Source organism: Paraburkholderia xenovorans LB400 (assembly GCF_000013645.1).
Taxonomy (GTDB): domain Bacteria; phylum Pseudomonadota; class Gammaproteobacteria; order Burkholderiales; family Burkholderiaceae; genus Paraburkholderia; species Paraburkholderia xenovorans.
Genome location: NC_007952.1, coordinates 372,418 through 392,219 on the forward strand (window position 1 = coordinate 372,418; position 19,802 = coordinate 392,219).

17 protein-coding genes and 2 pseudogenes are annotated in these 19,802 nt (G+C 63.0%); 10 read left to right on the plus strand and 9 right to left on the minus strand.

Features of this window, described 5'->3' with window-relative positions; all coding sequences use genetic code 11:
• Window positions 1–5 precede the first annotated feature (5 nt).
• The 5 genes from BXE_RS23655 to BXE_RS23675 are packed head-to-tail and all read right to left on the minus strand — an operon-like array spanning window position 6 to window position 5,017.
• Entirely contained in the window at window positions 6–1,142 is a 1,137-nt protein-coding gene (locus BXE_RS23655) for an NAD(P)/FAD-dependent oxidoreductase (RefSeq protein ID WP_011490656.1), read from the minus strand.
• Window positions 1,139–1,936 carry an ABC transporter permease gene (locus BXE_RS23660; protein WP_011490657.1) on the minus strand — a complete coding sequence of 266 codons (798 nt, stop codon included), beginning with the start codon at window positions 1,934–1,936 and terminating at the stop codon, window positions 1,139–1,141. The genes BXE_RS23655 and BXE_RS23660 overlap by 4 nt, the downstream gene beginning before the upstream one ends.
• A gap of 16 nt (window positions 1,937–1,952) precedes the next feature.
• Entirely contained in the window at window positions 1,953–2,825 is an 873-nt protein-coding gene (locus tag BXE_RS23665; RefSeq protein WP_011490658.1) for an ABC transporter permease, read from the minus strand.
• The gene (locus tag BXE_RS23670) at window positions 2,812–3,891 is read right to left on the minus strand and encodes an ABC transporter ATP-binding protein (RefSeq protein ID WP_011490659.1); all 1,080 of its coding nucleotides are present in this window, start codon (window positions 3,889–3,891) and stop codon (window positions 2,812–2,814) included. The genes BXE_RS23665 and BXE_RS23670 overlap by 14 nt, the downstream gene beginning before the upstream one ends.
• Window positions 3,892–3,949: 58 nt before the next feature.
• Complete coding sequence (locus tag BXE_RS23675; protein WP_040125049.1) at window positions 3,950–5,017, minus strand: ABC transporter substrate-binding protein; 1,068 nt, start codon at window positions 5,015–5,017, stop codon at window positions 3,950–3,952.
• 161 nt (window positions 5,018–5,178) lie between these two features.
• On the opposite strand from BXE_RS23675, the gene BXE_RS23680 reads away from it, so the two are divergent.
• The 5 genes and pseudogenes from BXE_RS23680 (at window position 5,179) to BXE_RS23700 (ending at window position 9,558) form a co-directional block, all read left to right on the plus strand.
• Complete coding sequence (locus tag BXE_RS23680) at window positions 5,179–6,132, plus strand: LysR substrate-binding domain-containing protein (protein WP_011490661.1); 954 nt, start codon at window positions 5,179–5,181, stop codon at window positions 6,130–6,132.
• 223 nt (window positions 6,133–6,355) lie between these two features.
• Window positions 6,356–6,883, plus strand: a pseudogene (locus tag BXE_RS45980) (LysR family transcriptional regulator); the annotation flags it as partial.
• Window positions 6,883–7,797: pseudogene (locus tag BXE_RS23690) on the plus strand (transketolase family protein); the annotation flags it as partial. The pseudogenes BXE_RS45980 and BXE_RS23690, both read left to right, overlap by 1 nt.
• A gap of 330 nt (window positions 7,798–8,127) precedes the next feature.
• The gene (locus BXE_RS23695) at window positions 8,128–8,436 is read left to right on the plus strand and encodes a hypothetical protein (protein WP_011490664.1); all 309 of its coding nucleotides are present in this window, start codon (window positions 8,128–8,130) and stop codon (window positions 8,434–8,436) included.
• Between the two features lie 378 nt (window positions 8,437–8,814).
• Window positions 8,815–9,558 (plus strand): SDR family NAD(P)-dependent oxidoreductase, encoded by a 744-nt coding sequence (locus BXE_RS23700; RefSeq protein WP_011490665.1) that lies wholly within the window; start codon window positions 8,815–8,817, stop codon window positions 9,556–9,558.
• Window positions 9,559–9,847: 289 nt separating this feature from the next.
• Here the strand turns inward: BXE_RS23700 and BXE_RS23705 are convergent, their stop codons facing one another.
• A complete protein-coding gene (locus BXE_RS23705) occupies window positions 9,848–11,011 on the minus strand; it encodes an alpha/beta fold hydrolase (protein ID WP_011490666.1) in 1,164 nt (387 codons plus the stop codon).
• Window positions 11,012–11,126: 115 nt separating this feature from the next.
• On the opposite strand from BXE_RS23705, the gene BXE_RS23710 reads away from it, so the two are divergent.
• Window positions 11,127–12,068 carry a LysR family transcriptional regulator gene (locus BXE_RS23710; RefSeq protein ID WP_011490667.1) on the plus strand — a complete coding sequence of 314 codons (942 nt, stop codon included), beginning with the start codon at window positions 11,127–11,129 and terminating at the stop codon, window positions 12,066–12,068.
• Window positions 12,069–12,291: 223 nt separating this feature from the next.
• On the opposite strand, the gene BXE_RS23715 is transcribed toward BXE_RS23710, so the two are convergent.
• The gene (locus tag BXE_RS23715; RefSeq protein WP_011490668.1) at window positions 12,292–13,038 is read right to left on the minus strand and encodes an SDR family NAD(P)-dependent oxidoreductase; all 747 of its coding nucleotides are present in this window, start codon (window positions 13,036–13,038) and stop codon (window positions 12,292–12,294) included.
• Window positions 13,039–13,263: 225 nt separating this feature from the next.
• Between BXE_RS23715 and BXE_RS23720 the strand changes: the two genes are divergently transcribed.
• The 4 genes from BXE_RS23720 (at window position 13,264) to BXE_RS23740 (ending at window position 17,625) form a co-directional block, all read left to right on the plus strand.
• A complete protein-coding gene (locus BXE_RS23720; RefSeq protein WP_011490669.1) occupies window positions 13,264–14,670 on the plus strand; it encodes a class I SAM-dependent methyltransferase in 1,407 nt (468 codons plus the stop codon).
• A 1-nt stretch (window position 14,671) separates the two neighbouring features.
• Window positions 14,672–16,009, plus strand: coding sequence for a sensor histidine kinase (locus BXE_RS23725; protein WP_011490670.1), 1,338 nt, complete (start codon window positions 14,672–14,674; stop codon window positions 16,007–16,009).
• A gap of 7 nt (window positions 16,010–16,016) precedes the next feature.
• Complete coding sequence (locus BXE_RS23730) at window positions 16,017–16,421, plus strand: response regulator (RefSeq protein ID WP_011490671.1); 405 nt, start codon at window positions 16,017–16,019, stop codon at window positions 16,419–16,421.
• Window positions 16,422–16,605: 184 nt separating this feature from the next.
• On the plus strand, window positions 16,606–17,625 hold the full coding sequence (locus tag BXE_RS23740) for a response regulator (protein ID WP_011490673.1): 1,020 nt from the start codon (window positions 16,606–16,608) through the stop codon (window positions 17,623–17,625).
• Between the two features lie 177 nt (window positions 17,626–17,802).
• Here the strand turns inward: BXE_RS23740 and BXE_RS23745 are convergent, their stop codons facing one another.
• Complete coding sequence (locus BXE_RS23745) at window positions 17,803–18,564, minus strand: glucose 1-dehydrogenase (RefSeq protein ID WP_011490674.1); 762 nt, start codon at window positions 18,562–18,564, stop codon at window positions 17,803–17,805.
• A 154-nt stretch (window positions 18,565–18,718) separates the two neighbouring features.
• Entirely contained in the window at window positions 18,719–19,636 is a 918-nt protein-coding gene (locus tag BXE_RS23750; RefSeq protein ID WP_011490675.1) for an alpha/beta fold hydrolase, read from the minus strand.
• Between the last annotated feature and the right edge of the window lie 166 nt (window positions 19,637–19,802).

Genomic DNA, 19,802 nt, shown 5'->3' on the forward strand with positions numbered 1-19,802 from the left:
CGGATTCAATGAGCGGGAGTCAGTTCTCTGGCGTGCTCGAAACGGCGCGCGGAGAAAGTGGGTAGTTCCTCGGGCATCGGCGCGCCCATGATCCACGGCGCGACGCGCAGCGCATGCGCGGCGGCCAGCGTCACGCCGCTATGGCACGTGACGACGAACGCGCCGGGGTGTGCCGCGGACTGGTCGTAGATCGGAAAACCGTCGGGACTGTAGACACGCAGCGCGGCCCACATGCGCACGAGCCGCACGTGCTGCAACATCGGGAACGCGCGCACGCCACGCCGGGCGATGTCGGCAAGCACGTGCGTGGTGGTGAAATCGTCGAAGCCGACTTCTTCCATCGAGTCGCCGAACTGCACGCTGCCCTCGTCGGTCTGGCGCACGTTGAGCGTCGGATAGTCGAGAAACGGCGCGACGCGCTCGCTCACCAGCACCTGCCCGCGATTGGGCGCAACCGGCGCGTCGAGCCCGACGAACGGCGCGAGCGTGCGATTGCCGAGCCCGGCGGCGAGCACCACCCGCGCCGCGCGATACGTGCCGCGCTTTCCGTGCACGACGAAGCCCTGCGCTTGCGGCTCGATGCGCTCCGCGCGTTCGCTCGACACGAGCCGCACGCCGCGCGCCTGCATGGCGGTGTGCAGGCCGCGCAGCAGCTTGAGCGGATTCACGTGGCCGTCCATTGGCGAATAGCTTGCGCCGATCACCGCCGGGCCGACTTGCGGAATGCGTGCGCGGACTTCGGCGGCATCGAGCATCTGGTACGGGTAGTCGCCGAGTTCGGCTTGCAGCGTCGAGAGGCGCTTGTCGCGTTCGGCGAGTTCGTTGTCGTTGAAACAGAAGTGAAAGCCGCCTGGCTGACGCAATGCCACATTCAGGCCGGTTTCCTCCAGCAGCGCTTCGGCGAGTCCCGGCCAGCGCGTGGCCGAGCTGCGCGACCAGCGTGCATAAGGCGAGAGGCCATAGCCTTTGCCCTGAACCCAGACGAGGCCGAAATTGCCGCGCGATGCGCGAAAGCCGCCGTCGTCCTCGTCGAGCACGGTCACGCGCGCGCCTTCGCGGGCGAGCCCGTAGGCCACGGCCGAGCCGACGAGGCCGCCTCCGAGCACCAGCACGTCCGGGCTGGCGGTGCTTGTCAATGTCATCGGGCTTCTCCGATCAGAATGCGATCCAGTCCGACCATGCGGTCGAGCAGGATCATCAGGAGGACCGTGCCGACGATCAGCACCGCCGACACCGAAGCGACCAGCGGATCGATCGTCTGCGCGATCTGGTTGTACATGGCGACGGGCAGCGTGGTCGTGCCGGGCGTCGCGACGAAGATGGTCATGGTCAGTTCGTCGAAACTCTGGATGAACGAGAGGACCCAGCCGCCCGCTACGCCGGTGCGGATCATCGGCAGCACGACGCGGCGAAACGCGGTGAAGCGGCTCGCGCCGCAGGAGAGCGCGGCGCGTTCGGCATCGCGATCGAGCCCGACCGCCGACGACAACGCGAGGCGCAGCGCATACGGCAGCACGATGATCACGTGCGCGCAGACCAGCGACCAGAACGATCCGGACAGATGCAGCAGCGACAGAAAGCGCAGGAACGCGATGCCGAGCACGACGGCGGGGATCATCATCGGCGAGAGAAAGAAGCTGGTGAGCGCGGCGCGGCCCGGAAAGCGATAGCGGGCGATCGCCAGCGCGGCGGGCACCGCAAGCAGCACGCCGATGGTCGCCGCTACGAACGCGAGCCGCACCGACAGCCAGAATGCCGAGACGATGTCGTCGTTTTCGAGGATCGCGCGGAACCAGCGCAGCGACGCGCCATCGAAAGGCATCGAGATGAAGCCCTTGTCCGTGAACGCCACGAGCATCACCACCACGAGCGGCGCGAGGATGAAGGTCAGAAAAAACGCGTTGTAGACGAGGCCGAGAATGCCGTTCTGTTTCATGGTCGTTCTCCTTCGCTCAGTCGAAGATGTGCTGGAAGCGGCGTTCGGCAAGCCGGCTGCAACCCATCACGATCGCCACGTTCGCGATCAGCAGCAGCACCGCGATACTCGCGCCGAGCGGCGAGTTGAGCGTGCCGAGGAATTCGTCGTAGGCGGCGGTGGCGACCACTTTGAGGCGCCGGCCGCCGATCAGCGCGGGCGTGGCGAACGCCGAGGCCGACAACGCGAACACGATGATCGAGCCCGACAGCACGCCTGGCATGATCTGCGGCAGCACCACGCGGCGGAACACCGCGAACGGCGAGCCGCCGAGCGAGCGGCCGGCCCATTCCACCTGCGGATCGAGCTTCTGCATGGTCGCCCAGACCGACATCACCATGAAGGGCACCAGCACATGGGTGAGCGCGATGATCATCCCGGTCATCGTGAAGACGAGGCGGATGGGTTCGTCGGTGATATGCAGTGTCTGGAGAATGTTGTTGAGCACGCCGTTGTTGCCGAGCAGAATCTGCCAGCCGAGCGTACGCACCACCACGGAAATGAGCAGCGGGCCCAGCACGATCAACAGACAGAGCGACTGCCACGGCCGTTTCATGCGCGCGAGCACGATGGTTTCCGGCACGCCGAGCACGATGGACAGCAGCGTGACGGCGAAGGCGAGGCCGGCCGTGCGCAGAAAGATCGTGCCGTAGTAAGGATCGCTGACGACTTCCCAGTAGTTCGCGAGCGTATAGGCGGCGGTCACGCCGGCCGTGTCGCTGAAGACGCGGAACGACAGCATCAGCGTGAGCAGCAGCGGCACCAGCAGCAGGCCGACGAACAGCAGCAGCGCGGGCCCCGACAGCAACCACGGCGCGGCGCCGGGGCGGGCGTCGTCAAGCGTGGCCATGAGTTCTCTCCGGGTTGTCCTGCGTGAGCACGCGCAGGTCGTCGTCGGTCCACGCGAGGCCGACTTCCTGCCCTTCTTCGGGCGGCGGCGCGCCGTGGTTCGGTTGCGCGATGCGCAGCTTGCCGAGTTCGGTGTCCACTTCGAGCAGCCATTGATTGCCGACGAATACGCGCGTCGAGATGCGGCCGCGTACCCGGGCGTCGCCATTGGCCAGATAGACTTTTTCCGGGCGGATATAGACGTTCACCGCGCCAACAACATGGCGGCCCTCGTGCGGGACGTGCAGCGTGGTGCCGGCAACGTCGACTTCCGCGCAGCGCGGATTGCGCCGCAGCACTTCCCCGGAAAACGCGTTGGTGCGTCCGAGAAACGTCGATGCGAACGGCGTGGCGGGACGTTCGTATGCGTCGTACGGCGTGCTCAGTTGCGCAATGGTGCCGCGATGCATCACCGCGATGCGATCGCTCATGGTCATCGCTTCCACCTGATCGTGCGTGACGAGAATCGTCGTGATGCCGAGGCGCTTCTGGATCGTGCGCAATTCGATGTGCATCTCTTCGCGCAGCTTGGCGTCGAGGTTGGACATCGGTTCGTCGAGCAGCAGCAGTTCGGGTTGCATCGCAATGGCGCGCGCAATCGCCACACGCTGCCGCTGGCCGCCCGACAGTTCCTTCGGATAACGATGACCGAGGCCTTTCAGCCGCACCAGTGAAAGCGCTTCGGCGACGCGCTCTTCACGCTCCTTGCGCCTGACCTTGCGCATCTCCAGGCCGAAGCCCACGTTGCCCGCCACCGTCATGTGCGGAAACAGCGCATAGCTCTGGAACACCACGCCGATGCCGCGCTTCTCGGGACGTTCATGCGTGATGTCACGACCATCGAGCAGGATGCTGCCGGTGGTCGGCGTGACGAAGCCCGCGACCATTTGCAGCGTGGTGGTCTTGCCGCAGCCCGATGGTCCGAGCAGCGACAGCAGTTCACCGCGCTCGACAGAAAGATCGAGGTGTTCGATTGCCGTGAAATCGCCGTAGCGTTTCGAGATGTTCTGCAGAGTCAGGAAGGCCATATGCGTTGCTCCTTCGTCAGAAACGCGCGCCGCGCGAGGGACTTGCTGGTGCCGGAGTTCAGCGTTCGACCGAACGGTTCCAGCGCTCGGTCCACTCGGTGCGATGCTGGTTGATCGTGGTCCAGTCCATCGCGGTCAGCTTCGAGATCTGCTCCGGACCGTAGGGCACGCGCGCGGCTACTTCGGGTGTGAGCTTGACGGTCTTGTTGACCGGACCCAGACCAATGCCTTGCGCCTGCAACGCCTGCACTTCCGGGCTCAGCAGGTATTGCACGAACTGCTGCGACAACTGCGGCTGCGCGTTTTCCGCGACCACGCATGCGGCTACCTGCAACGCGACCGCGCCTTCCTTCGGGTAAATGAACTTGAGCGGAAAACCGGTGTTCTGCAATGCGACCGCGCGGCCGCTGCCGTATGGCGCGAGGATCACGTCGCCGGATTGCATCTGGCCGTCCATCTCGCCGGGCGTCGGTGCCCAGGACAGCACGTTCGGGGCGACTTGCTTCGTCATTGCGGTGAAGCCCGGATCGATGTTCTTCTCGCCGCCGCCGGAAAGACGCGCGAGCATAACGAGCGTATGCAGGCCGTAGGTGTTGGTGATCGGCGGCACGCCGAGTTTGCCCTTGATGCGAGGATCGGTGAGCGCCTTCCACGAGTCGGGCGGCGGCAGGCCAGCCTTCCTGAACGCTTCCTCGTTGTAGCCGATGCCGGTTGCCACCATGCCGACGCCGATCGCCGTCGGCCCGAGCTTCGCGAGCGGGTAGAGGTCTTTCATCACGGGCGCGTCGTCGAGCTTCGCGCACAGGTTGAGCTGCATGGCCTGGTACATGGGACCGTCGTCCATGACCGCGACGTTGATCTGCTGATGGCCTTTCTGCGCCTGCAGCTTGGCGAGCGTATCGCTCGAATTTCCGGCGACGTAGACGATCCTGACGTTATGCGCTTTCTCGAACGGCGGAATGATTTTCTGGCGGTAGACCTGCTCGTTCGAGCCGCCCACGTTGGCTACATATAACGTGGTCTCGGCGTGCGCGGCGAGAGGCGCGGCCAGCGCGGAAACAAATGAAAGCGCCGCGATGGCGGTGCGGGACGGGGCGGACAGACGGCGATGCAACGCGCTTCTCATGACGACGATCTCCAGTTCCGGTGTGGGGGGAGGGCGGGCTTCGCTGCCCGTCGAATAGAATGCAGTTTCGCGCCGGCCAATCATGCCGTCCAATACGAATAAAATACCTATCTATGCATGGATGATATGGATTGAAGGCGGTTGTCTAAGGGAGAACACCTATGAATCTCAAGCACATCGAGGCGTTTCGGGCGGTGATGGTGTCGGGATCGATGACCGCCGCGGCCAAGGCGCTTTTCACTTCGCAGCCGAACGTCAGCCGTCTGATTGCTCAACTGGAGCGCGACACGGGCTTGCAACTCTTTCAGCGCAGCGGCGTGCGGCTGATTCCGACCAGCGAAGGCGAGGCGTTCTTTCGCGAAGTCGAACGCGCGTTTGTCGGCCTGCAGGGGTTGGCGAATGCCGCGGCGCAGATTCGCAATCTCGGCAGCGGCCGCCTGCGCATCGCGGCGATGCCTTCGGCAGGCATGACGCTGGTGCCGCACGCAATCAAACGTTTTGTCGAGTTGTTTCCGGATGTCACCGTGTCGCTTCACGTGAATACGTCCGGCACGGTCAATCATTGGACGGCGTCGCAGTTTTGCGATCTCGGCGTGGCGGTGTATGTCAGCGAGGCGTCCGATTGCGAGGTCGAGCAGTTGTCGGACCTGGCTGCCGTTTGTGTGATGCCGGCGGCGCATCGGCTGGCGGCGAAGCGCAGCATCAAGCCGGAGGATCTGGAAGGCGAGTCGTTCATCTCGCTGTGTCATGGGGACGGCACGCGCGCGTTGATGGACGAAGTGTTCCAGCGCGCGGGCGTACAGCGCGTGATGGCAATCGAGGCGCAATACACCGCGATGTGCTGCGAGATGGTTCGCCACGGCATGGGGGTGACGCTCGCGCATCCGATCGTTGCGCGCGACTTCGCGGGGCCTGATATCGCGATTCGCCCGTTTCTGCCGGCTACGCGGTTTCAGACCTATCTGCTTTTTCCTCCGCATAGGCCGCGCGAGCGGCTTGCTTCGGCGTTTGTGGAGGTCTTGCGCGAGTTGCATGACGAATTGCTGGCGGAGGTGGTGGTGCCAACGCCGAGTGTGGGAAGGCGCCGGGTGGTGCGGTCGGCGAGCAAGGGGTGAAGGGGGAGCAGGTTCTCGGGTCATTCTATCCGCCGGAAAACGTGGCATAGCGCCGAAACGCAAGCCAAATGGACGCCCGGAACATGCTGGGTGCGAATGACAAATACGAAGCCCGGATCCCGCGACTTGCCTTTACCGCCGGGATGCGCGACATTGCTGGAAGCATTTGTAGTGAAACCAGTACCTGAGCCAGGAAGGTTCGTAACCTCTGCATCCAGGAACAATGCGCATCCCGCCACTAAAAGCCATCGTCGCGTTCGAGAGCGTCGCACGAACGAAGAGCGTCAATCGGGCGGCTGATGAATTGGGGTTAACGCCATCGGCGGTCAGCCATCAGATCGCCAATCTCGAATCCATGGTCGGAAGACCCTTGTTCACGAGACTGGGACGGGGACTGGTGCTGACGCCAACGGGTCAGCAATATCTGTCCGATGTCACCGGATCGCTCGCCGATCTGAGCCGCGCGACAGAGCGCGCATCGAGCCAGTCGGGCATGGAGATTCTTCGTATTCATTCGAGCCCCAGCTTCGGGCTGATGTGGCTGCTGCCACGCCTCGCTTCATTCCAGGAAGCGAACGGCGACATCCAGTTAAATCTTGCGTGTTCGTATGAAGATGTGTCGTTCACCTCTGGCTACTATGACGTCGACGTGCGGCATGGGTACGCCCATTGGACCGATGGCGAGATCAAAACGCTACGTAACGAGTTCATCGCGCCTCTTGCGTCGGCGGAATACCTTGGAAGACACCCGCGCCGTTCGGCCATGCGCTGGTTCAACTGGCTCGCGAGAAGAAGAGCGTGGTCGGCATGACCGCCGACCTCGGCAAATACACCGACCTGCATATCTTCGGCAAGGAATTCCCCGAACGTTACTACCAGATGGGCATGGCCGAGCAACTGCTGATGGGAGCGGCGGCCGGTATGGCGCATGAAGGTGCGCAGCCGTTCGTGACGACCTATGCGGTGTTTGCGACGCGCCGCGCGTATGACTTCATGCACCAGGCCATCGCCGAGGACAACCTCGACGTGAAGATCATCTGCGCGCTGCCGGGTCTCACGACGGGTTACGGACCGAGCCACCAGGCGGCCGAGGATCTTGCCCTGATGCGTGCGATGCCGAACATGACGGTGATCGACCCGTGCGACGCGCTCGACACCGAGCAGATGGTGCCCGCTATCGCCGCACACAACGGTCCAGTGTATGCGCGTCTGCTGCGTGGCAATGTTCCGGCCGTCCTCGACGAATATGACTACCAGTTCGAGCTGGGCAAGGCCAAGCTGCTTCGCGACGGGGCCGAGGTGCTGATCATCTCGTCGGGCATCATGACGATGCGCTCGCTGGAGGTGGCGAAGTTGCTGCAAGCGGACAAAGTGGGCGTTGGCGTGCTGCACGTGCCGACCATCAAGCCGCTCGACACTGAGACGATCTTGCGCGAAGCCCGACGCACGGGTCGGATGGTCGTGGTCGCCGAAAATCATTCGGTGATCGGCGGCCTTGGCGAAGCGGTCGCGACCACGCTGCTCACGGCCGGCGTCACGCCGACGTATCGTCAAATCGCACTGCCCGACCAGTTCCTCGCTGCGGGCGCGCTGCCGACTTTGCATGACCGATATGGTATCTCGACCAGCGTGATGGCAGAGAACATCAAGGGATGGCTTGGATGAGCCTACGGCGCCATCCGGATGCCGCAGTACGGCAGATATCGCTTCGCCTATGTGCGAAAACAAGTCGTCGGCTAGCTTGAGGGGGACGGCGCGTCAGTTCCGTCGACGCACCGCTACGGAAAAAAACAGAACGCTGACATTTGCTAAACAAAGCCTGTTCGACTGAAGAAGAACTCTGACCGGCCGCTTGCTGCTTGTCTTCGACGTCATTTCGAAAAGCGAAATGAACCCTTGCGAACAATGCGCTTAATTATCAGCGACCGCTTTCCTAGACTTTTCAGTACCTGTATTTACATCAAAAAATTCGAGTCCATCCAGGAGGAGCAGGTCATGAACAAGGCAACCAGCACATTAATCGCGGCTGTCGCCGCACTCGCGCTCTCGGGCGGGGCCTATGCACAAAGCAACAACACCCTGGCAACCCCGAGCGTAGTGTCGCCCGCCGCCGTATCGCCGGCCAATGCGACGAGCGGCTACGGCACGTCTGGTGCGACCAACTCGGACAGCGGCATGAGCGGCGGGTCGGCGAACCCGGGCCTGCAGCAAACCACGAATACTAGCTCGACGCCCAACGCCAGCGCTTACGGGGTCAACAACACGCTGGCAACTCCAGGCACAGCGTCGCCGGCGGGTAAATAACAGCAATTAGTAACGCACCGGGCGCAAGCATGAAGAATAGGCGCGCTCGTTCATCAGTCGTTGTGAGAAAAGCCGCTGTCCTTACGGACAGCGGCTTTTCGTTTCTCCCGTAGATCTTCCTGACAGCGGTTCGCGCCACATTGAATCCCGCCGGGAACCGACTTTGGGTCGCATCTTCAACGGCACATGCGAACGGCGGCTTTGCCACGAAGAGCCGACTCTTGCGGCCCCGGCCGGCGACAGGCGAATGAATGACGTTTGGTAACGAGCGTGTTATCGTCGAGCAGGCAATGCCGTATCCACTTCCGGTTGCGCGGATCCGTCTCCAAAGCGTCGAAAGGGGCGGAATGCTTAACGACTGTCACCCACGTCAACAACATGAAAATTGCGTCCCCTGTCGCGCTTGTTACCGGTTCGACTTCTGGCATTGGCGCTGCCATCGCCCGGCGGCTCTCAAGCGAAGGATTCTCAGTTGTCTTGCATTCGCGCAGTTCGGCAGAAACAGGTCAAGCATTGGCTCGCGAACTCGGTTCAGCTATTTACGTACAGGCTGACCTGGCGGACGATGCGGACAGGATACGGCTTATCCGTGAAGCCGTCGCCGCGTGGGGACGACTCGACGTTCTGGTCAACAACGCCGGGATCAGCCGCGTCATCCCTCATGCAGATCTGGCTGCAGCTACACCAGCGGTGTGGGCGGAACTGCACGAGGTTAACGTGGTGGCTCCGTTTCGTTTGATAGCCGAGGCGGAACCTGCATTACGTGACGCGGTTCAACGTGTCCGCCCAGGTTGCGTGATCAACATTAGCTCGCATGCAGGTGTTCGGCCAAAGGGCGCGTCAATCCCTTACGCGGCTACGAAGGCCGCACTAAACCACATGACTCGCTTGCTGGCAGTATCGCTTGCGCCGGATATCCGGGTGAACGCTGTTGCTCCCGGACTGGTGGATACACCATTGACCGCAGACTGGACGCAGGCACAGGAGCTTTGGAAGACGCGAGCCCCAATGCGGCGGTCAGCTAGTCCGGAAGACATTGCTCAGGCTGTCATGATGCTGGTGGCCTCAGATTATCTAACTGGAGAAATTCTGTTGTCGGATGGTGGGCTGAATCTCACGTAGTAAGGCGCATCCAAGCTTGGAGCTTGTGACTTCGGCCAGTAGCGGTCCCTCCACACCGACGCCTGAATCGCTGACAATCGGAGACTGCCGCTGTTATATTTCCAGGTCTTGTCATCGACACTACGCGAGGTTCGGGCAGTGCACGCCGCCTGCATGAGGCAGTGATCGGGCCAGGAACGGCCGTTCCGCGAGCGACTTGCTCGGGCATCTAAACGTCCCGCTTCGCTCACTTGAAACTTGCTCGCTGCCCCCTACAGATATGCGAGTGGCGTCCCACCTCCAGTGCCATTCAGTTCAGCCCAGGCGGATTGGAGATCCGCAGTCTCCATCCACCGTCGCGGCCCTTTTCCATCACCTGCGTAGCAGTGCCGCGCTCTTCATGCTCGCGACCGTCCGGTAGCGTCACGTTCAGGGTCCAGTCGAGCAGGACAAGGGCTATGTCACCGCTCGTCAGTACACGACGCACTTCGTTACGGATGTGTGGGCGCAGCGCCAGCAACTGGGCGAAGCCGATGCGCAAACCGGCGGGGCTTTCCTGTACCACCTCGCCATTCGTCATCCGCATCGTGGCCAGATTGCTAAACGTACCGAGCAGCGCATCCAGATCGCCTGCGTTCAGCGCCGCATCGAAAGCGACCGGGACCTGCTCGGGCGAGTTGCACACCACTGACTTGCTCTCGATCGCTGCGACGAATCGCGCGATGAGCCGCGCCACCTCGGCGGGCGCCTCCAGCGGCGACAGGTGTCCCGTTCCGGGCAGGACGTGCATTGCCGCGTGCGGGATGCGAGGCAGCAGTTCCGCCTGCAACGTTGCGACGCGATCCACCTGGTCGAGCTCGCCGGAGATGACGATGGTCGGCGCGTCGATTGACGCCGTCGCCGCGCTAATGTCTTCGCGCATGGCCACGTTTGGCCAGCCCGCCTTAGCCTGCGGTGCGCCCCTGAGGCTGTCTTCGATGACCCGCTCGCGGCGAGCGGCGTCGAGTGGCTTTGCGGTCAGGACGTGATCGATAACGAATTCCACCGATTCGCGCGTTTGATACGCGCCGGTCAACGTTGCACGTTGCTCGTCGGAAAGGAGCATCGGCGACGGAGGCGACGGCGCGACGAGTACAAGACCTTCGAGCCCGCGCGGCCGGCGCGAAGCGATAAGTTGAGCAACCTTCCCGCCCATCGAATGACCGACCAGAACGTAACGCCGCAGCCCCAGCGCTTCGATAACGCCTTCGGCATCGGCGGCAAGATCGGCAATGCGATAGCCGTCGGCGGGCGCCTCGGAATCGCCCCAGCCGCGGTGGTCGGTGGCAATGATTCGATAGCGGTCTGACAATTCGCCCGCTACCGCGTCCCATGTGCGCGACGAGCCGCCGTAGTAGTGCAGGAACACCAGCGCCAACTCGCCGCTGCCCTGCTGTGTGACGTGAATCCGCGTGCCATTCGACCTGATTACCATTTTCGTGCCCCTTGTGCGTTAGCTGATGCCCGCATAGTAGATTCAAGTCTTCAGTTTGATAATTGCTGGATCGGTGTGTTCAGTCGATAATCCTGCTATCGAATTGGAGGACAAAATGGATCGGCTCACGAGCCTCGGAGTCTTCGTCGCCGCTGTCGAGGAAGGCAGCTTTGCCGGGGCGGCGCGCCGCTTCGGGCTATCGGCGGCGATGGCCGGCAAGCACGTGAGCGCCCTCGAGGCCGAACTGAATGCCCGGCTACTCCACCGCACCACACGGCGTTTGAGTCTGACCGATACCGGCCAGACATACTACGAACGCAGCAAGCGGATTCTCGAAGCCTTCGACGAAGCGAAGCGGGAAGCGAGCGATTCGCAAGGCACGGCGCGCGGTGTGCTGCGCATCGCGGCGCCGGTCACGTTCGGCGCAATGCACCTGGGCGAGGTTGTGGCGCGCTACATGGAGGACCATCCGCATGTCAATGTGGAAGTGCTGCTCGGAGACCGCTACGTCGATCTCATCGATGCCGGCGTTGACGTCGCCATCCGGATCGGAAAACTGGAGGATCCGGGACTTGTGACGCGCCGGCTTGCGCCGTGCCGGATGGTCGTGTGTGCGTCTCCCGCCTACCTCAAGCGCCACGGAACGCCGCGCAAGCCGGACGACTTGCTGCGTGCGCAGCGACTTGCGTTCAGCGAGGCCGTGTCGGCCGGAGACTGGACGTTGCACGACAGGAAAAACCGCGCGCACGTCATCGACGGACCTTGCCGGATGACGGCCAACAACACCCAGATGCTGCTCGCCTCCGCTATTGCCGGAGCGGGCATCGTGTACGGTCCGACCTTCGTGTTCGGCGCGCATATCCGGAGCGGCGAACTCGTAGCGCTGCTGCCGGCCTATCGCGCGGCTGATCTGACGATCCAGGCGGTTTATCCGAGCGCGCGGCGCATACCGCTCAAAGTGCGGCGGTTTGTCGATTACCTCGCCGAGACATTCGGCGATGAACCGTCTTGGGATCGCAAGGAAATGCCCCAGAAGAGCGGCTGTTCGGGCTGCTAAAGCGGTCGCCGAGGAGGGGCGCCCTGGTCGCTGGCAGGCTGGACCGGTGTCTGTGGAGTGGGCTTCGTGTTCACCGGCGGCGCGTTTGTTCTCAGGCTGATCGGCGCGATTCGCGGCACCGAGGTTTGACTGGCGCGAAGAACCGCAATCGGCGCTCGCGACGGTCCTCCTGTGTGCGACGCTCGCGCATCGGATCTCGCCCGCAAGCGACGCGACCAGGGGTCTATATGAAGCTGACGCCTCCGTTGACAGGAATCGTTTGGCCGGTAATGAACGCATTGCCGACGACCATCAGCACCGCCTGCGCCACCTCGCTCGCTTCGCCCAGGCGCCCCACGGGCAGTTTGTCCGCAACGTTGGCCGCCTTCAGCGGCCCAGCCATTTCGGTGTCGATCGGCCCCGGTGCCACGGCGTTGACTGTGATTCCTTCGCGGGCCAGCTTTGCCGCATAGCCGCGCGTCAGTCCCTCGACGCCGGCTTTCGAGGCATTGTAGTGAACCCCAAGCAGCCCCGCGCCGCGGGCAGCCGCCGACGAGAGGTTGACGATGCGGCCCCAGTGCCTCGCGCGCATGCCGGGCAGCGCAGCCTGCGTGCAGAGAAATGCGGATTTCAGATTGACGGCGAGGGTTCGGTCGAACTCCGCTTCCGTGAGATCGTCGATGTCCACGATCGTACCGGTGCCCGCATTGTTCACGAGCACATCGATGAGACCAAGGTGATTCTCCACCTCACGAAACATCGCTTTGACGTCGTCTGCAACCGATACGTCGGCACGTACCGCGATCGCGCGGCCGCCGGCGCGTTCAATTTCCGCGACGACGCCGGCCGCTTCGTTCCCGCGTTGCCGATAGTTGACGGCGACCGATGCGCCGGCGGCGGCCAGCGCGATCGATATGGCGCGTCCGATTCCGCGGGAGCCGCCGGTCACCAGGGCGACGCGATCATTCAGATTGGGCAAATGTGCGGGCATGATGGAACTCCTTACTCGTGGGTTGGCAGCAGTCTGCTGCTAACGGCAGTTTCGCCGATGAAATTCGCATGAAACGACAGCATTCATTTTTTATAAGTAGAATGCTGCAATCGCAAACATCCGGATTGTTCCAAACCATCGACGCTGAACTGGCCGGCCTACTGGCCCGGGTATGGCACCAGATTTCAAACCAACTTGTCGTGGTACTTACCTAGCCGAAATACTGTGTATTCCAAAACACAAATCGATCCGGTAGTGAGCTTCCGGAACTCGCAGGGCGAGCAGGTGCGGGGCACGATCATCAATCTCCAGCGAAAGTCCCTGGTGATGGAGGTCTATAACCCGTATTCGATTGTCCAGGTCAGCGAGGTGCTGAGCGACCTGTCGGTCAAGATGGGCACGGAACACGCCTATTCGGGTAAGGCGGTCGTAATCAGTATGGTCAATACCGGCCTGACAGCCATTGTCTCGGTAACGCTGATCGCCGAGTGGCTGGAACTGAGCGGCGGCGCGCTGGAAGCCCCCGCGGTGGGGGAAGAAGCCCGCCGGTTCGTGCAGGACTGGTCCGAGCGTTTCAAGATCCGCCGCGACTACCAGATCGCGGTCAACCAGATCCGGGCTTTTCTGTCGGACATGTCGCGCTGGGTCGAGCAGGCCGACCTGGTCGACACCATGCCGAAGGAAGGCAAAACCCTGCGCCAGGACTTCTTCCTCGAACTGGCGTCGCCGCTGATGGAAAGGACCAAGGTCTACTTCGACGAATTCGAAGGCGAGGCGCGGCTGGTCGACGAAGAACTGGCGCCGGCACACCGTGCCTTTGCCCAGGCCGCGCTGCATCCCCTGCTGCTGCGCTCGCCGTTCGTTTTCCGTACCTTCACGAAGCCGCTCGGCTATGCCGGTGACTACCAGATGGTCAACCAGATGCTCGACGATCCCCGCCAGGGACCGAGCACGTATTTCCAGATCGTCAACGCGGCCTTCCTGCAGACGGCCGTGGCACGCGCGCACCGCAACCGCGTCGAACTGCTGGTGGACTACCTGACCCGGCTGGCCAATGAAGCGCGCGCCGCGCAGCGGCCGTTCCGGGTGCTGAACGTGGGTTGCGGCCCCGCTCAGGAAATCCAGCGCTTCATGCATGAATACGACGAACCCGAGTGGCTGACGTTCGAACTGCTCGACTTCAGCCAGGAGACACTGGACTGGACGCGCGACCGCCTGGGGTCCATCGCGCAGAAAACCGGCAGGCGCATGACCATCAGCTATACACATGATTCGGTCCACCACCTGCTCAAGCGCCGGATGGACGCGGACGCCGCGGACGTCCGCGAATTCGACGCGGTCTATTGCGCCGGCCTGTTCGACTACCTGTCGGACAAGGTCTGCGCGCGGCTGAACCAGCATTTCGCCAGCCGCACCAGGCGGGGCGGCCGTCTGCTGGTCACCAATGTCCATGCCGACAACCCGGAGCGCTTCAGCATGGAGCACGTGCTGGAGTGGTACCTGATCTATCGCAACGAGGCACAGATGGCCGAAATCATGCCGGACAGTTGCGGCGAACCGCGCCTGTACACGGACTCGACCGGCGTTAATGTGTTTGCCGAGGCGACGATCGGCCCGCAACAAGTAGCCTGAGATGACAACATCCCTGGCTGGGCTGCATTCGAACTATCGTGAAGAGTTGCGCGACTACCGGTTGCTGTGCAGCAAGGCGGGCGGCCTGACCGTAATCGTGCTGGTGCTGATGGGCGTGGCGCTGGATTATGTCGTGTATCCGGCCGAGCAGAAGCGCTTTGCTATCGTTCGGGTGCTGACCAGCGCGGCCATCGGCCTGGCTTTGCTCTCGCTTTGCACGGAAGCAGGCAAACGCCACGTGCAGATCATTACCTTCTTCTGGCTGTTGCTGCCGCAGGCAATGATCTCCTGGATGATTTATGTCACGCAGGGCGGGGAGTCGCTGTTCTATGCCGGGCTTATGCTGACAATCTTTGCGGTCGGAATCCTGTTTCCCTCGGGCTACTGGCAGACGCTGGCATTCGGCCTGGTTACGGTTCTGCTCTACTACGTCGCCTGTGCGGCACATCCGGGCGGCATCCAGAACCCAAGCAAGTTCCAGTTCCAGCTGATCCTGATCTTCTTCTGCGCGCTGGCCAGTTCCATTTACACCTATTTCAACGAAAAAGGCCGTTTCCAGCTTTTCCGGCTGAAGGACGAGGTGGCGCACAAAAACGACCAGCTCGCCCGCACCAATGACAACCTCGCGCAGATCAAGGGCCAGTTGCTGCAGCAGGAGAAGATGGCGGCAATCGGTACGTTGTCCGCGGGGCTGCTGCACGAGGTCAACAACCCGGTGAACTTCTGCCTGATGGCCATCGAAGTAGCGATGGAGGAGCCGCAGGCCAAAGACAGCCCGTCACTGCAGGAGTGCCTGACGGATGTCAAGCAGGGCATGCTTCGCATCCAGCATATCGTGTCGGACCTGAAAACCTTTGCCTACCGCAAGCCCGGCGCGACGGCAGACGACGTGCCGTTCCTGTTCGAGAAGGCGCTTGACGCGTCGATCCGGCTGAGCGCACACGAGCTGCGCGGCGTGAACGTCACGCGCGAGCTGCCCGGCGACACGCTCGTGCTGGGCGACGAAGCCGCCATCATCGGCGTGCTCATCAATCTGTTCTCGAATGCCGCTCTGGCCATGCACAAAGCCGGCACCGTATCGCCGCAGGTCCGTATCACGGCGCAATGGCGCGACGACCGGCTGCACGTGAACGTGCGCGACAACGGCCCGGGGATCGCCGCCGAGAATCTGGCGCGGGTGTTCGAACCATTCTTTACTACCCGCGACGTCGGCCAGGGCCTTGGCCTCGGTCTGTCCATCAGCTATGCAGTGGTCGAGCGGCACGGCGGCACACTGTTTGCGGAAAGCCAGCTGGGCGAGTGGACCGCATTCAATTTTGACCTGCCGCGTGTCGAGTAATGTCGAGATGAGAGAGACCCAGCAAGCCCGGCACACTGTCGTCTATGTCGATGATGAGGAGTTGGCCCGCAAGTACTTTGCCCGCGCGGCCGGCAGCGACTTTGAGGTGCTGCTCGCCGACGGCGCGGACGAGGCCATGACCATCCTGCGCCGCGAAGGTCCGCGGGTGGCGATCCTCGTGACCGACTTCCGCATGCCGGGCCGGCACGGCGGCGACCTGTTGCGGCAGGTCTCGCAGGAGTATCCGCATATCGTGCGGATCCTGGTGACAGCCTACGCGGACAAAAACGCGCTGCTGGAAGCCGTCAATTCCGGCGAGGTGTTTCAAATCCTGGAGAAACCGCTAGGCGTCGGCAGGGTCCGTGAGGTGCTGGCATCGGCGGCCACGGCCCCCGTCTTGCGCCCGAAGTGATGCAGCGCTTGCCGGCCGCCCCGGTTATCACGCACGCCGGCGTCAGCGGCTTCGGCATGATTTTCTGCAACCGCGTCACGCAGTTCTTTCGCGGGAGTATCAGGATCGCATCCGCGTCCGGCGCCGGCATGACCGTGACGCCGGAATTCCCAAATTTCAAGGATCGAACGCACAGGAGTTACCAATGAGCAATACGATTGCCAACCAGACACCGCTCCCGGCGATTCTGTTCGTTGATGACGAAGCCACCGCGGCCAAATACTTCGAACGCGCCATCGGCGCGATCGCGCCGGTGGTGACGGGCGCCTCCGTGGAGGAGGGCAAGGCCATGCTGGATGCCCACGCCGCCAGCCTGACCGTGCTGGTGTCCGACCAGCGCATGCCGGGCGAATATGGCAACGAACTGCTGCGCTATGCGCGCGAGCGCTACCCCCACATCGTCCGGATCCTGACGACCGCCTATTCGGAGCTGGACCAGACCGTCGAGGCCGTCAACCAGGGCCAGATACATCGCTATATCAAGAAGCCGTGGGACATCAGTGCGCTGCGCATGGAGATGAAGCAGGCGCTGGAGCTGGCGGGACTGCGCAAGGAGCGCGACCAGCTCGTGCGCGAGAAGCTGGGCGTGTTGCAGACGCAGACCGTGGCCACCCGCATCGGCACGGTGTACACGCTGTGCGCCAGCCTGATCGGCCCGGGCCGCTTCCAGCCGGTGGAGACCTACCTGGCCGGCACCGAACTGGCGGGTGCGCGCAATGTGGAGCCGGACTGGCAGCGCATGGACTACGCCGACCTGGTGCATGTCGAGAGCGAATGCAGCGGCAGCTTCGGACACGCGGTCGGCACACGCCTCGCGGAACTGCGTACGCAGAATGCGGGACGCAGCGCCGTTGATGCGGTGCAGGTTCTCACCGAAATCCTCGGCGCCTCGGTACGCGGCGACGGCGATGCGCTGATCTGGACTTCGCCGGCTACGCTGAGCGAGTTCCTCGCCCGGCCGGTGGGTCAGGCCGTATCGGCCGAGCACGCGGGCTGGCTGGCTGGCCTGCTGTGGCTGGAAGAAGCGGGCGGCGCGCTGCGGTTCGTGCGTGAAGGCGACACCATCGTCTGCCGCGCCGGCACACGCGCTGCCAGTTTTTCCGCCGACCGTCTGGCAGTCTGGATCGAGCGGTTCTCGGAACAGGCGTTCGAACAGGCGACGTAGACGATCCGCGCTCAAGAACGGGGCCAATGGGCGGCGATCCACGCAGTCGCTCAAGAGCGCATGCCGGGAGCACGGTAGCCGGACTTCCAGCCTGCATCTATTCGGCCGCCTCGCGGAGACGACGCATCCGCAGTGCCTTTCCCGCGGAGCACCGCCTCCAACGCGGAACCCTGTTGCTCACTTGCCGCCGGTGACGTCGAGGAACGTGCCGGTGATGAAGGAGGCCTCGGCGCTTGCCAGCCATAGAATCGCCCGCGCAACCTCTTCAGGCTGCCCGCCTCTTCCCATCGGGATCGAGTCCCTGACGCGATCTACCCGTCCCGGCTCTCCGCCGCTTGCATGCATGTCGGTGTAGATGTGCCCGGGGCGAATGCAGTTGACGCGTATTCCGTCCCGCGCGACTTCTTTTGCAAAACCGGTAGTGAATGTCTCGAGCGCACCCTTCGACGCAGCATAGTCGACATATTCGTTTGGACTGCCGAGCCGGGCCGATGCCGAGGAGATGTTGATCACGACGCCGCCTCGGCCATTGTAACGATGCGACATCCGCTTCACCGCCTGCTGCGCACAGAGGATCGGGCCGATCGAGTTGACCGCGAAGATACGCTGCATCCGCGCGAATTCGAGGTCCTCCAGGCGGGACTGCTTTGCAATGATCGCGGCGTTATTCACCAGCACGTCGATGCGGCCGAACGTCCGGTCGATCGCGGCGAATAGCCGGGCGACCTGCTCGGGATCCGCGCTGTCCGCGCGCACGGCTAAAGCCCGGCGTCCGGCCGCTTCCACGTCGGCCGCCACCGCAAGAGCGGCAGACTCGTCGGAGACGAAGCTTATCGCGACATCGTAACCTTGTGCGGCAGCGAGCCGCGCAGTCGCCGCGCCCACGCCACGGCCTCCGCCCGTTATCAGAATCAAGGGTGCCTGCGGAACGGTATTCATTGAGCGAACCTCTGCGTGATGATGGGATAAACGATTCAGGTTGAGACCGGCGTTCCACGGTTTTCCCTGACCGGAGCATTAGCCCGCAGTGTGCTGCTCGAATGCTGGCCAGGCTGCGAATGCTGTGACAAGGCGGAGTTTGTGAACGCGCGTATCAGTCGCCACATGCGCAGGAGCGTCGAGCGGCCCATGCGTTGATATCGAGGACCGCGTCAGCGAACGCTCCGGGTGCCTCCTGCGGAAGATTATGTCCGGCGTTCGGCACGACGCGGTTCTGATGGCGTCCGGTGAAGCGCTGTGAGTTTGCCTGTCTTCCGCCGGGGGGCGAGACGCCATCGGCGTCTCCTTCGAGCGTGATCGCAGGCACGGTGATCGGCGGCATGGCGGACAGGCGGCGTTCGATATCGTCGAACTGGGGATCGCCGTCGACCAGTCCGAAACGGTGCCGGTAAGAATGCACGACCACGTCGACGAAATCGGGATTGTCGAACGCCGCCGCCGAGCGCGCGTAGGTGTCGTCGCCGAAATGCCAGGTCGGCGACCATAGCGACCATAGGAGACGACAGAACTCGCGGCGGTTTTCAGTCAGTCCGGCCCGGCCGCGCTCGCCATGAAGGTAATACTGGTACCACATCCGGTATTCCTTTTCGGGGTCGGCGGGCTGCGAGGCGGCGGCGATATTCTGGATGTTGTAGCCGTTGACCGAAACCAGCCCCCGCGCTCTCGACGGGTAGAGCGCTGCCACGATGCATGCCGCGCGGCCGCCCCAGTCGTATCCGCCGAGCACGGCCTGGCCGATCTGGAGTGCGTCGAGCAGCGCCAGCAGGTCTGCCCCAAGCGCCGCCTGCTGGCCTGAGCGAAGCGTCGTGGGCGCAAGGAAGCGCGTGGGACCGTAGCCCCGAAGGTAAGGGGTGATGACGCGCGCGCCTTGGGATGTCAGGCGCGGCGTCACTGCGTCGTAAGCGTGGATGTCGTAGGGGAAACCGTGCAGCAGGACCACCGGCCATCCGTCGGCATTGCCTTGTTCGTCATAGGCGATGTCGAGCAGGCTGGTTGCAATACGTTTGAGCATGGCGCTCTCCTTCGCATGAAGTGGTCCGGCCGGTTATTCAGGAGGCGACAAGAAGAATATCTATCTGATGGCGGTCCGGCAAACCAGATAAATTGATGAATCGCGTTAGATAAACTCTTGCGGCAAACCGCACGCGCTCAACACCTTCGCGCCCGCTTGAACGGCC

Excerpts from the sequence above, each read along its gene's own strand:
- BXE_RS23655 (WP_011490656.1), bottom strand. The coding sequence starts at position 1,142 with ATGACATTGACAAGCACCGCCAGCCCGGACGTGCTGGTGCTCGGAGGC.
- BXE_RS23660 (WP_011490657.1), bottom strand. The coding sequence starts at position 1,936 with ATGAAACAGAACGGCATTCTCGGCCTCGTCTACAACGCGTTTTTTCTG.
- BXE_RS23665 (WP_011490658.1), bottom strand. The coding sequence starts at position 2,825 with ATGGCCACGCTTGACGACGCCCGCCCCGGCGCCGCGCCGTGGTTGCTG.
- BXE_RS23670 (WP_011490659.1), bottom strand. The coding sequence starts at position 3,891 with ATGGCCTTCCTGACTCTGCAGAACATCTCGAAACGCTACGGCGATTTC.
- BXE_RS23675 (WP_040125049.1), bottom strand. The coding sequence starts at position 5,017 with ATGAGAAGCGCGTTGCATCGCCGTCTGTCCGCCCCGTCCCGCACCGCC.
- BXE_RS23680 (WP_011490661.1), top strand. The coding sequence starts at position 5,179 with ATGAATCTCAAGCACATCGAGGCGTTTCGGGCGGTGATGGTGTCGGGA.
- BXE_RS23695 (WP_011490664.1), top strand. The coding sequence starts at position 8,128 with ATGAACAAGGCAACCAGCACATTAATCGCGGCTGTCGCCGCACTCGCG.
- BXE_RS23700 (WP_011490665.1), top strand. The coding sequence starts at position 8,815 with ATGAAAATTGCGTCCCCTGTCGCGCTTGTTACCGGTTCGACTTCTGGC.
- BXE_RS23705 (WP_011490666.1), bottom strand. The coding sequence starts at position 11,011 with ATGGTAATCAGGTCGAATGGCACGCGGATTCACGTCACACAGCAGGGC.
- BXE_RS23710 (WP_011490667.1), top strand. The coding sequence starts at position 11,127 with ATGGATCGGCTCACGAGCCTCGGAGTCTTCGTCGCCGCTGTCGAGGAA.
- BXE_RS23715 (WP_011490668.1), bottom strand. The coding sequence starts at position 13,038 with ATGCCCGCACATTTGCCCAATCTGAATGATCGCGTCGCCCTGGTGACC.
- BXE_RS23725 (WP_011490670.1), top strand. The coding sequence starts at position 14,672 with ATGACAACATCCCTGGCTGGGCTGCATTCGAACTATCGTGAAGAGTTG.
- BXE_RS23730 (WP_011490671.1), top strand. The coding sequence starts at position 16,017 with ATGAGAGAGACCCAGCAAGCCCGGCACACTGTCGTCTATGTCGATGAT.
- BXE_RS23740 (WP_011490673.1), top strand. The coding sequence starts at position 16,606 with ATGAGCAATACGATTGCCAACCAGACACCGCTCCCGGCGATTCTGTTC.
- BXE_RS23745 (WP_011490674.1), bottom strand. The coding sequence starts at position 18,564 with ATGAATACCGTTCCGCAGGCACCCTTGATTCTGATAACGGGCGGAGGC.
- BXE_RS23750 (WP_011490675.1), bottom strand. The coding sequence starts at position 19,636 with ATGCTCAAACGTATTGCAACCAGCCTGCTCGACATCGCCTATGACGAA.